Consider the following 11,857-nt stretch of genomic DNA (forward strand, 5'->3'; position numbering starts at 1 on the left):
AAGCCCGGTATTGATCATCGCTGAACTTGAAATGGCCAGTGCACCCTCCAAGGCAAATCATCGCAGCGAGCATAAAAGGCGCAGAGCGCCGACAATGAACGTTCATTGGAAAAAGGTCCCAGATAATGAGTTAGGCAATCGTGGTGATTCAGCAGTTAATCAGGCCGTCCGTGAGCAGCACCGATCTTCAAATGCGCCAGACGATAAAGCAGCGTGCGTCGTGACACCCCGAGAGTGCGTGCTGCACGACTCCGGTTGCCGTTACAATCGCGCAAACACTCAAGCAGTACGTCGCGTTCGAACTGTTCGATGCGCTCACGTAGCGAAAGGCAAGTCGGATTGCTTATCGGGTTGGCGGGGATGGGAAAGTGTTCCGGTTTCAACTCACCGTCTTCGCATAACAACACTGCCCGCTCGACGAACCCCTTCAACTGTCGAACGTTGCCCGGAAAGGCGTATCCCGATAAAGCAGTCACGGCAGCCCGCGACCATTGCAACGGATCTCGTTGTGAGTGCTGGCATGCCTTATCGGAAAAATGCCGGGCCAATATTTCTATATCACCCACGCGTTGACGTAACGGAGGAAGCTCAATGGGAAACTGTGCCAGACGGTAGTAAAGGTCTTCACGAAAACGCCCTTCTGCAATGAGCGTTGGCAAATCGCGATGAGTAGCGGCAATGATTCGCACATCGACCTTGCGAACCTTGTTGGCGCCCAGCGGCCGAATCTCTCCTTCCTGTAACACTCGCAGTAGCTTTGCTTGCAGCAGCATCGGCATATCGCCAATTTCGTCGAGTAGAAGCGTGCCGCCATGAGCAACATCGAACAAGCCAGGTCGATCACGATCAGCGCCGGTAAACGCCCCTTTGCAATAGCCAAACAGCTCGCTTTCCAGAAGAGCTTCGGGAAACGCAGCGCAATTCTGTACAACAAATGCGTTGGAACGGCGAGGTCCGTACTCGTGGATAGCACGAGACACGACCTCCTTGCCCGTTCCGGTCTCGCCAGTAAGCAATACAGTGCAGGTGCTGTCGAGAATCTTGCCCAGAAGATGGGTTGTTCGGCCCAGGGCAGCGCTACGTCCTGTAAGCCCATAGTTATTCGAATTCACAGACAACTCCGCCTGAGCTGTCCAGCGTCGCATGAACTCTGCACAAGGCTTTACCGCTGCTCATGGCGCTGAGCAAACGGTCCGCTATCAACGGGGTCAGGGAGGACTCGAGTAACTGATCGATCAGTCGGGCGCCGCTGTGGCTTTGTGTGCAATGCTCCAGTAGATGACAAACCAGACTCTGCGAGTAGCTGAAGGTGAGGCCACGGGATTCAAGTCTCTCTCCAAGGCGACTCAGCTTTAGTTCGACCAGTTCACGAAGCGCTACACCCGTGATGGGGTAGTAAGGCACAACGCGCATTCTGGCCAGCAATGCCGGTTTGAAATGTGCGCTGAGTACTGGCTCTAGGTGAATCGCCAGCTGTTTGGCATCAGGGAGTGTGCTCTCGTGGCAGTTGGCATGGATCACCTCGGCGCCGAGGTTGGAGGTCATCAGAATGAGTGTGTTGCGAAAATTGATTTCCCGGCCCTCTCCGTCGTTGGCTACGCCTTTATCGAAGATCTGATAGAACAGATTCAGTACATCCGGGTCCGCCTTCTCCACCTCATCAAGCAGAATCACCGAGTAAGGCTTCTGTCGAACAGCGTCAGTCAACATGCCTCCCTCGCCATAACCGACGTAGCCCGGCGGTGCGCCGATCAAACGGGAAACGGTATGTTTTTCCTGAAACTCGGACATGTTGATCGTCGTGAGAAAACGCTCGCCGCCATACAGCAGGTCAGCCAGAACAATAGCTGTTTCGGTCTTGCCGACGCCGCTGGGCCCTACCAGAAGAAATACTCCGGTTGGGGCACCGGGTGTATTCAAACCGGCAGCCGATGCCCTCACCGATTTCTCGATGGTCTGCATCGCCTGCTCCTGGCCCCTGATGCGCAAACGTAGTTCTGAAGAGAAACGGTCAATCCGTTCACTGTGTTCCTGAGCCAATCGCGACACCGGAATTCCAGTCCAGGCACTCACCACTTCTGCGATCAGTCTGGGGCACACTTCAAAGCTCACCAGACGCTCATTCACTTGCGTATCGATCAGGGCCTGTCGGACCTCAGTCAACTCGGACTCCAGCGCCTGCGTGTATTGAGAGTCGCTACCCTCGCCTGCCTGCTGTACTTTTCGGTCGGCCAGTTGACTGCGCAGATCAATGAGCCGCTTGACGGCTGCGAGTTGATCAACCCACCTGCGCTCAAGCGCATCCGCGTCGCTCTGCATTAGTGACAGGTCAGAAACCAGCGTATTCAGCAAGCTTTCATCAACCGACAACCCGGCATTGGCATCACGCTGTATTGCCTCGAAATGCCTTCGTTGCCGAGCAAGTTCACCTCGCAGATGCTCAAGACGTTCAGGCACGGCAACCAGACCGATTCGCACACGAGCACACGCTGTATCGAGCAGGTCAACTGCCTTATCCGGCAACTGACGCCCGGAAAGGTAGCGGGCCGAAAGCCGGGCAGCGGCAACCACAGCGTCATCGCGCAGATAGACGCCATGACTGCGTTCATATAACGGCGCGAGCCCACGCAGAATGGTGATGGCCTGCTCCACCGTGGGTTCCATTACGCGGACCGGTTGAAAGCGACGTGCAAGCGCCGGATCCTTTTCGAAATATTGTCTGTATTCGGCCCACGTTGTCGCTGCAATGGTACGCAGCTCCCCGCGTGCCAGCGCAGGCTTCAACAGGTTGGCCGCATCCGACCCTCCGGCCTGAACACCGGCCCCGATGAGCGTGTGGGCTTCATCAATGAACAGAATGACAGGCCTGAGTGAAGACTGGACTTCCTCAATGACACCCTTCAAACGACGCTCGAACTCACCCTTGATACTGGCGCCCGCCTGGAGCAACCCCATATCCAGAGACAGTAGCTCGACATTCTTCAACAGATCAGGCACTTCACCATGAACGATCCGCAGCGCCAGTCCCTCGACAACTGCGGTTTTGCCGACACCCGCCTCGCCCACCACAATCGGATTGTTCTTGCGTCGACGAGCCAGTATGTCGACCATCTGGCGCAAGCAGTCATCACGACATAGTACGGGATCCAGCAAACCCTCTCGGGCCTGCTGCGTCAGGTTATGAGTGAAACGTGCAAGTAGCGATTCACTTTGATTCAGGGCTGGCTTTGCTACGTCCGGTGATTGCTGGGCAAGGGCGTAATCGCGAAAGCGTTCAATGTTGATCCTGCCCAATAACGACTGGTATGGACGGTCCGCATAGCGCGAAGGATTGCGCAGCAAGGCAAGAATCAACGCAGCCTGGTCAATGAGGCTTTCGCCCAAATCCAGATTGGAAATCAACAGCGCGTCTTGAAGCCACTGAACAAGCTCGGCAGAGAATACCGGGTTACGGATTGCACTTTGCTCGATCGGCTGGCGAAGGAAGCCTGCAAATTCGTCAGCTGCAACATCGGCCTCCAGCAGCGCACGCGCAAGCATTCCATCAGGCCGTTCCAGCAGGGCAACCAGCAGATCCTCAACCGAAATTTTACTACTGCCTCTGGAAACACAACGTTCGGCGGCCCCCTCAAGCTCGCTGCGTGTAGGGGCATCAAGGGCTCTGACGAGCTGCTGCAGGTCTACATCGATCATGAATAGTCCTTATTAGTCGGTCTGTTGAACGTCACAAGCCCTTGGGCATGCTCGCGCCCGAGCCAACTGGTCCAACCCAGGTGGCAGGTGTTCGATTGGCCAATGCGCAGATCCCTGATATCCGAATTAAGAAGCTCGAGACAAACGTCGTAATCCAGTGGATCGCGCAACGTGAACCGCACAAGTGCGCCCAACGGTTGGTAGCTCCGGCCGGCGGGTAGAAATTCGTGGAAGCGCTCCCAATCAAGCTGCTTTATATGAATGCGAAACTTGCCACTCCGATCTGGAACACGCACACCCAGCACCATATTCCGCCCTGGCTGGTTGTTGGCTTTGCCAAGGCAATTGAGCTGAGCACGACTGATCTCAACCGTTCGCTCGACACATTGTTCGATGAACATCCGGGCATGCTTGAAGTAGTAACGAAGCACCGACTCGATCAACGCGGCAGAATGAGCACGCAGGCTCAAGAGCCCCAGATAGGGCAACAGCCGCTTCCAGTTCAACTCGGTTGTTTCTCGAATGCGCGCGCCATGTAAACCGATCAATGCAAAGAGATGTTCGGAAAAAGGATCGGTTGCGCCACTGGCAAACACCGCGTGATAGCGGTACTTGCGCCAGACAGGCAACATCAGTTTTTGCAGGCGATGATTAAAAATATCCAGGAAATCCCGAGTGGCATTAGGCTTGTCCCGTTCCCCCAACGCCTGCTCGGCATAGAAAGCCGGCAGCGGTGAACCGGACCCGACCAGGCTCATCACGTTGAGGTACAACCGGACATACAGGTCAGTGTGCTCATGAAAAAAATCCAGACGTTCTATGTCGCTACATGGAAATCCAAGACTGGGATTTGCCCTTAATTCAAGAAAAGCATGCAGTTGCTCATCATCGGCATCCGGGTGAACTTCACGTAAAACCCCGAGGATCAAAGGAATCGCCTGATACACCGAATATTCCCGTATATGCTGGCTGAGCGTAGTCAGAGCAGCGGCTGCTGCCCCATGCGTGGCGTCCATTCGTAACCACCTCCCTGAGCGGTTTTTACATGCAGTTCATGGAAAGAATTCAAACTGGCATAAAGCGCAAAGAATTCGTTTAGGACTGACGCAAACAGAAACAGACTGGCTTCGTCTGCAAGCGCGCCAGGGGCAATGAGCAGCTCGGTTTTAATGCCTCGCACCGGCCGGCCATCATGCAAGCGATCAACGTGCTGGTGACGTATCGATTTCAGCCCACTTAACAAATGCTGACTGACCTTCTCCGCTTGCTTGTCGTAATAACGCGGCAAGTCGTAGGTCTCGATAATGACCTTTAAAGCTTCGATACTTGCCAGAGACAGATAATTCAGCGACATGTTACTAATGACGCGCCATAGAAAGTCACGTCCAATCGGCGGCGCATAGCTTTTAGTTGCCGGTGTAATATTTCTGAACCGCAGGAAGTCTGGAGTGCCTTCGCACGGCTTGCATATCCCGCCGGCCCTGATCTGCTGTGGAAGATTATGGTTGGTGCAGGTCAATCCAATCGAGATCGTTTCGTTGTCTCGGTCGCCACGCGTATCGAAACTCAGGTAAGTATCCAGCCCTCCATGCGCTACGGAGTCACGATGACGCACGCTGTAATAAGGGGCGTTGCTCTGCACATCGACGGCCGGATCATGTTCGAAGGACTCAAAGGGCACATAGTTCTGATATCCCCTGCCTCCTGGCTGCCATCCGGTGACGCTATCAACCGAGTAAACCCCGCACTTGCCATGACCGTAGTGCGCAGGAATCAGCAGATACTCATCCTGTCGTGCGTCGGCCAAAATGGGGAGTGCATCCTGTTTGAACAAGTTGACCACGGGTGTGCAATATAATTTTATATGTTCAACCTTCGGCCGAAGGTGCAGCATATCCTCGCCATGCATTTCAAAGATTAGCTGAAAGCCACGAGCAACTTTCAATAGATCTTCACCCACTGATGTGATGATCTGAAGACCGCCAATATCAGAAAAAAGGAATTTTTCCGGAAAGCAAAAGTACTCTTGCAGGTAGCGATAACCGCGAAAAGTGTTCAGCGGATAAGGGATCAATGACTCATCTTCTGCAAAGCCCACTGGCTGTACTTGATCTGCAGAAATGCTCAGTTCATATGATTTGCCATCCCCATTCAGAAGCGGCTTGCCCTGTTCATCCAACAGTAATAACTTAACGCTTTTCAGTTTGCGCATGAGGCCAAGATACAGCGCTTGGCTAATAGCGCGATCGCCTGCAAAGTGCAGGCGTAGCCTATTCAGCTCCAGCGCCCCCAGGTGCCCGTCACCTGTCATCTCCAGAGACAACGTCAATGTCGCCGCCTCCGCGCTGGCCGAGTAGGAAACATTTGCCAACTTCAGTGGAAGAATATCGGTTGGAAAACAGGTACGAAATTGACAGACCTGCCCCTTCACGGGCTCACTTTCTACCGGGGTATCGCGCTCGACCCTTATACCAGGTCCTACAGCCATCAACGGATCGAACTGCAACATGCTCACTGCCGGCATCGGTCGCATATAATTGGGCCATAACAATTGCATAAGCGAATGAGTCAACTCAGGCAGATCATCATCGAGTTTTTGACGCAAACGACCCGTCAGGAAAGCAAACCCTTCAAGCAACCGTTCAACGTCGGGATCCTGACCTGCCTGCCCCAAAAAAGAAGCCAATGCCGGATTCCGATCAGAAAACTGCCGGCCCGACTGACGCAGGGCCATCAGTTCCTCTTGATAGTAATGGTTAAATGACAATGCTCACCTGCCGGATCTTGTTTTATGAATGAATAACGGAGTTTAGGTAAAGAAACAGAAAGCAACTGATTCGCGAGAATCACTTGGCATACTCAACTCACCCTTACCCTTCCGGCTTCGCTGACAGTTGCGGAAAACCGAACAGCCTTTTTAATGCCGTCAGCTTTTAAAGTTGCGTCAATAAAAAATTGCAGTGTCAACCTATTTTCCGAGTGCCCTTCAGACATAACGTAAACCTCTGACAAGCGTGGCTCATAGAGCCTGACAGCTTTCTCGATTGCCACTCGGGACTGCCTCAATATATCGTGAGCGCTCATGCTCATGTCATTCAAGTCAGGCAAGCCATAATCAGGTAGCATTTTCACGCTTCCTGCACGAGCGCCAAGCATGTTCGACAAATGTGTCGCTATCGATGCCGTTAACTGTTCTTGCTCAGAAAAGCCTGGCGGCTGTAACCTCACTTCGGCAAGACGTTCAAAAAGACTACCGAGGCCTCTCATGGCATTACCTATTCCTTTTCCATTTTCCCGACCAGCGACAGAGTAAAATCAGCACCCATATATTTGAAATGAGGACGGATATTCAAACTGACACGGTACCAGCCAGGATCACCTTCAACGTCGCTAACAATAATTTGCGCTGAGCGTAACGGGCGTCTTCCTCGCACTTCCGCGCTCGGGCTTTCCTGATCTGCAATGTACTGGCGAATCCATTTATTAAGTTGACTCTCCAGATCCGCTCGCTCTTTCCAGGACCCGATCTGCTCTCGCTGCAACACCTTGAGGTAGTGCGCGAGGCGGTTGACAATCATCATGTAGGGCAGCTGGGTCCCTAGCCTGTAATTAAGCTCGGCTATTTTGCCTTCCGAATGGTTGCCAAAGAACTTGGGCTTTTGCACCGAACTTGCGGAAAAGAACGCGGCGTTATCGCTTCCTTTGCGCATGGTCAGCGCGATAAACCCCTCTTCTGCGAGTTCATACTCTCGGCGATCAGAGACCAGGACCTCCGTCGGAATCTTTGTCTCGATTTCACCCATGCTGTGAAATCGGTGCAAGGGAAGGTCTTCCACCGCACCACCACTCAGTGGCCCGATGATGTTGGGACACCAACGAAATTGGGCAAAACTGTCTGTCAGCTTCGTCGCAAATGCATAGGCCGTATTTCCCCATAGATAGTGCTCGTGGCTATTCGCAACGTTTTCCTTGTAGGCAAACGTTTTTACCGGGTTTTCCTCTGGCTCGTAAGGACTGCGCAGCAGGAAACGCGGCACGGTCAAGGCAAGATACCGAGCGTCTTCTTGCTGCCGGAAGCTCTGCCATTTGGCGAACTGCGGCCCTTCGAAATGATCGCTCAGATCCTTGAGGTCAGGCAGACCGGTGAACTGCTCAAGCCCGAAAAAATTGGCACCCGCAGCAGCGATGAAAGGTGCATGCGCCATACAGGCAACGCTTGAAACGTATTGCATGGTTTTGACATCAGGGGCGCTTGGCGAGAAGAAATAATTGGCGATGATTGCGCCAACGGGATTACCGCCAAACTGGCCGTACTCAGCGGTATAGACGTGTTTATAGAGGCCCGACTGAACCACTTCAGGTGAATCTTCGAAATCCTCTAGAAGATCCTGTTTGGAAACGCTTAATAACTCGATTTTTATATTTTCACGAAAATCGGTTCGATCAATCAGTAACTGTAACCCACGCCATGAAGCTTCCAACGCCTGAAATTCTACATGATGGATGATCTCGTCCATCTGGCGACTCAGCTTGACGTCAATCTCGGTAATCATCCGATCAACCAGCGCTTTTTTGACAGGCTCGTTGTTATTACGCGGCTTCAGCAACTCTTCAATAAATGCTGCCACCCCTCGTTTGGCAATGCCATAGGCGTCGTCACAAGGCTCTAATCGGGTATGCGCAATAATCTGATCGAGAATTCCATGGTGAAGCTCATTTGCGTCGCGCTGCGGTATGGCTTTTGTGTTCATATGTTAATTCCTGACAATAAATCCGACATTACCGTTGCGACGCGACATCCAGGCCAAGCTCATCCAGCACGTTCTTACGCGATGTTTCATCCGTAATGACATGCTCGATGGCCTTGCGAAAAGAAGGCATGTTCCCCAGCGGCCCCTTGAGCGCCATTAGGGCGTTGCGGAGCTCCATCAGCTTTTTAAGCTCCGGAATCTGTTCGACGAGACTGGCAGGGTTGAAGTCTTTCATCGAAGAGACCTTGATGCTGACAGTCAGCTCGTCAGCCCCGCTATCACACTGCAAGCGGTCAGGCACATTCAGTACCAGTTCAAGCTCCTGTTTCGCCAATACATCATCGAAATTATTCTTGTCGATACTGATTGATTTACGCTCTTCAAGCTTTCGCTCGTCCGCGCGTTGTATGAAATCGCCAAGAACCAGCAACTTCAGCGGCAGCTCTATTTCTTCCTGCGCGTCACCAACAGCAGGCTTGAACGTCACGTTAATCCTTTCTTTGGGCGCTACAGAGCCTTCTCTGGCCATTTTATTTCCCCTCAATTCATTCAACTGTACATTAGCTATCAATAAATCGTTCAAGGTCGTAATGACACAGCCTCTGGTAAATTACTTCTTTGCGCGCTGCTGCCTTATCGTTCAGAGCAATTCGCTCATAACAGCTATATAACAAGCGCGATACATCCAGGAAGACCGTGGGTTCCCATACCGGCAAGCGTGCTATTTTAAGTTCTTGATCAAGGTACTCAAGTTGAACCTTCGCCAACTCGTATTTTTTTGCATCTATACAGAGACGTGCGATGCATAGTTTGCAGAAAAATCGCTCTCGCCCACCCTCTACGCCGTTCAAATGATCATTCACCAATCGCACAGCGGCCTTAAGCCCTTTTTTCTGCAAAACAGGCAGGACGTCTTGGTACAACGAACTTTGTTCTGACACGTCATTCTGACGTTCGCTGCTATGTGCGTTACTGACATGGACCTCGGGAAGCAGAATATAAGCGGCGATCCACTGTAACGTCTCCACGTCTGCAAACGGCACACCATCGTGGAAGCGAAGTTCAACAAGGTCTGGAACGCGATTTAAAAGCAAAGCAAATTGAACCTCCACCTCGCGCATTGCCGCTTCGCCACCTAAAGCTTTCAGACAGCTCCAGACCATTCGCTGACCATCAAACCAAAAAGGCGAGCCTGCAAGACTTGCTTCAATATCTACAATAAGGTCTGCGTAAAGACCCTGTTCGAATCGCTCTTGGTAATTACTCAGCTTGTCAGCCGGCAATCTCCTTAACTGCGTTATTTTCTCACTGTTTCTCTCAGGAAGACTGTCCACCGCGTACCAGACCTGCGAGCGACCAAGGCGAAAAGCCCGTGGGTCTGTAGTTTTTTGCTTGAGCCACCATCTGCAAAGGCTGCGTACGGTACTCTCTTGCAGACTTAAAGTTCGCTGAGCATCTCTCTCGTTGTCAATGTCGGAGTCACTTGAAAATAACTGAACCGCAGCCTGCTTGACGCGCTCCACCACCTTGACAGGCTCTTTCTCAACCTGCTCAGCGCGCAGAATCATACGGGCGAGCCGTCTTCTCAACGGCAGCAACAACGGGGCATCACTTCCCAGATACAGATTGAATATTTCATCCAATCCATCAAGCTGTCTGAGCAGTTGCTGGAATTCAGGAAGCTGGTGAGTAATGGAAATATCTTCTCCCAGTGCCTTTTCAAGTTTTAGCAAGAGCCATTGCATGCTCGCCGAACGTGTTCGTAACTTTCTGGGATGAAAAAGCAGCCAATGCTCCTTGCACAAATAATGAATCAATCCCAGGCCCGCAGATAACCCAATAACAGACTCGCATTCATATAGAGCCCAAGCCAGCCAGCTGGCGACGCGTAAGTCTTTGGAGTGGTTTGAAAGAATATGTTCACAGCCCTCTCTGATCCGCAGCCAGTCTACGTTCACCTCCCCGAAAATAGCCTGCGCACCGCCCAACTCACGCTCCAGGACTTCAAATGCCGTAGAAAAACGAATGTCTTCGCCTGCGTAATCGCCCGTCGCGACAGGGTGCCGAGCCAGATCCAGATATAGAATGGAGAGCTTGTCTTTACTGGCCACTGCTCACACCCCCACATAGCGTGCACTTCATTGTGAAAAACTTTTCCAGCCACTCATAAAACCAGGCAGACTTTATCGCCATAAAAACCAGCAAGCAAGGAGACACCCGAAAGATATTAAACTTTCGGAAAATTCTTACACCCGAGCAGAGCAAATATGTAGGAAGCAATTAATTTATGTACCAAAATATTTATAGCTTTAATCATCCATTGACCGGATACGCATGCCACATGCCTATCAGAACTCACAGATGTATTCGATCTAAAATTCACCGAAAGGGACTACTGAACGGCCAACAACCTTGTCAGGAGAACGTGCGAAAAATGTGACCCTCCACACAGAAAGACCAGATATGAAAATATTAATATTTTTAGATGGCCGCTTGGAAAACTGCGCAAAAAAATGATAACGGTGCGCAAAAGCTTGCACAATTTACTTGAAGAAAACTCACTACAAGCGTCTTCTGCATATCCTGTAAATGGCCAAACCAGCTGACATTACTGACTTAAGAGATACCTGGCACGTAACTTGTTATAGCAATGCTTCGATCTCCAAGCCGATTCGCTTGTGAGGCGCCATCGACTGCAAGGAAGGACGTTAATGCCTACACCCGCCTATATGACTGTCATAGACGCCAATCAAAAAACGCTGACAGCTGGAGCTTTCACAGCAGACTCTGTCGGCAACGTCTATCAGGAAGGCCATGAAGATGAAGCGATAATCCAGGCATTCAGCCATAACATTATTACACCCTGTGATACGCAGTCAGGTCAGCCTGCTGGCCAACGCATTCATGGGCCTGCTTGTGTCACAAAAATTTTTGACAAAACCTCGCCATTGCTTCTGGAGGCCCTTTGTTCGGGCTCAACACTGAGCAAAGTCGAAATCAAGTGGTACCGGACGTCTATCGATGGCAAGCAGGAACACTATTACACCACCACCCTTGAGGATGCGGTCATCGTCAACATCAAGTCTTACATGCACAACTGCCAGGATCCAAAGAACTCGCACTTTGGACACCTCGAGGACGTTCAATTCAGCTATCGCAAAATAACCTGGGATCACGTAAAGGCCACTACTACCGGATCTGATGACTGGAGAAGTCCAAAGTCGGCTTAACTCCACTGCCCCGTCGGTCCGACAGGATCGGCGGGGTTTTCATAAACCGGCTAGGCACGGTGGTCCATATGACGCTGAACCCCGCTGATCGACCTTACTTCAGCCTGAGCGTCGACGGCTTTGAGCATGACTTTCAAATCCTTTCATTTACCGGCCATGAGGCCATCAACAAGCCCTTCTGCT

General features: G+C 51.7%; 8 protein-coding genes and 1 pseudogene. 1 reads left to right on the forward strand and 8 read right to left on the reverse strand.

Features of this window, described 5'->3' with window-relative positions; genetic code table 11:
• Window positions 1-155: 155 nt before the first annotated feature.
• The 8 genes and pseudogenes from AO068_RS02235 to tssA all read right to left on the reverse strand — a co-directional run.
• Window positions 156-1,097 (reverse strand): annotated as a pseudogene (locus AO068_RS02235) (sigma-54 interaction domain-containing protein); the annotation flags it as partial.
• A 1-nt stretch (window position 1,098) separates the two neighbouring features.
• A complete protein-coding gene (tssH, locus tag AO068_RS02240; protein ID WP_058407535.1) occupies window positions 1,099-3,693 on the reverse strand; it encodes a type VI secretion system ATPase TssH in 2,595 nt (864 codons plus the stop codon).
• Window positions 3,690-4,709, reverse strand: coding sequence for a type VI secretion system baseplate subunit TssG (tssG, locus tag AO068_RS02245; RefSeq protein WP_010204080.1), 1,020 nt, complete (start codon window positions 4,707-4,709; stop codon window positions 3,690-3,692). The genes tssH and tssG overlap by 4 nt, the downstream gene beginning before the upstream one ends.
• A complete protein-coding gene (gene tssF, locus AO068_RS02250; RefSeq protein WP_058407536.1) occupies window positions 4,673-6,460 on the reverse strand; it encodes a type VI secretion system baseplate subunit TssF in 1,788 nt (595 codons plus the stop codon). Before tssF ends, tssG begins: the two co-directional genes overlap by 37 nt.
• A gap of 92 nt (window positions 6,461-6,552) precedes the next feature.
• On the reverse strand, window positions 6,553-6,960 hold the full coding sequence (tssE, locus tag AO068_RS02255) for a type VI secretion system baseplate subunit TssE (RefSeq protein ID WP_058407537.1): 408 nt from the start codon (window positions 6,958-6,960) through the stop codon (window positions 6,553-6,555).
• A gap of 8 nt (window positions 6,961-6,968) precedes the next feature.
• Complete coding sequence (gene tssC / locus AO068_RS02260; RefSeq protein ID WP_058407538.1) at window positions 6,969-8,444, reverse strand: type VI secretion system contractile sheath large subunit; 1,476 nt, start codon at window positions 8,442-8,444, stop codon at window positions 6,969-6,971.
• Between the two features lie 28 nt (window positions 8,445-8,472).
• The gene (tssB, locus tag AO068_RS02265) at window positions 8,473-8,973 is read right to left on the reverse strand and encodes a type VI secretion system contractile sheath small subunit (protein ID WP_058401379.1); all 501 of its coding nucleotides are present in this window, start codon (window positions 8,971-8,973) and stop codon (window positions 8,473-8,475) included.
• A gap of 31 nt (window positions 8,974-9,004) precedes the next feature.
• Entirely contained in the window at window positions 9,005-10,555 is a 1,551-nt protein-coding gene (gene tssA, locus AO068_RS02270) for a type VI secretion system protein TssA (RefSeq protein WP_058407539.1), read from the reverse strand.
• Between the two features lie 600 nt (window positions 10,556-11,155).
• Between tssA and AO068_RS02275 the strand changes: the two genes are divergently transcribed.
• A complete protein-coding gene (locus AO068_RS02275; RefSeq protein WP_058401377.1) occupies window positions 11,156-11,674 on the forward strand; it encodes an Hcp family type VI secretion system effector in 519 nt (172 codons plus the stop codon).
• The last annotated feature ends 183 nt before the right edge of the window (window positions 11,675-11,857 follow it).

It is taken from the genome of Pseudomonas sp. ICMP 3272 (assembly GCF_001466905.1).
Classification (GTDB): domain Bacteria; phylum Pseudomonadota; class Gammaproteobacteria; order Pseudomonadales; family Pseudomonadaceae; genus Aquipseudomonas; species Aquipseudomonas amygdali.

Bases quoted from the DNA above. Each gene is read 5' to 3' on its own strand.
- tssG (WP_010204080.1), bottom strand. From the start codon at position 4,709: ATGGACGCCACGCATGGGGCAGCAGCCGCTGCTCTGACTACGCTCAGC.
- tssB (WP_058401379.1), bottom strand. From the start codon at position 8,973: ATGGCCAGAGAAGGCTCTGTAGCGCCCAAAGAAAGGATTAACGTGACG.
- tssE (WP_058407537.1), bottom strand. From the start codon at position 6,960: ATGAGAGGCCTCGGTAGTCTTTTTGAACGTCTTGCCGAAGTGAGGTTA.
- tssH (WP_058407535.1), bottom strand. From the start codon at position 3,693: ATGATCGATGTAGACCTGCAGCAGCTCGTCAGAGCCCTTGATGCCCCT.
- AO068_RS02275 (WP_058401377.1), top strand. From the start codon at position 11,156: ATGCCTACACCCGCCTATATGACTGTCATAGACGCCAATCAAAAAACG.
- tssC (WP_058407538.1), bottom strand. From the start codon at position 8,444: ATGAACACAAAAGCCATACCGCAGCGCGACGCAAATGAGCTTCACCAT.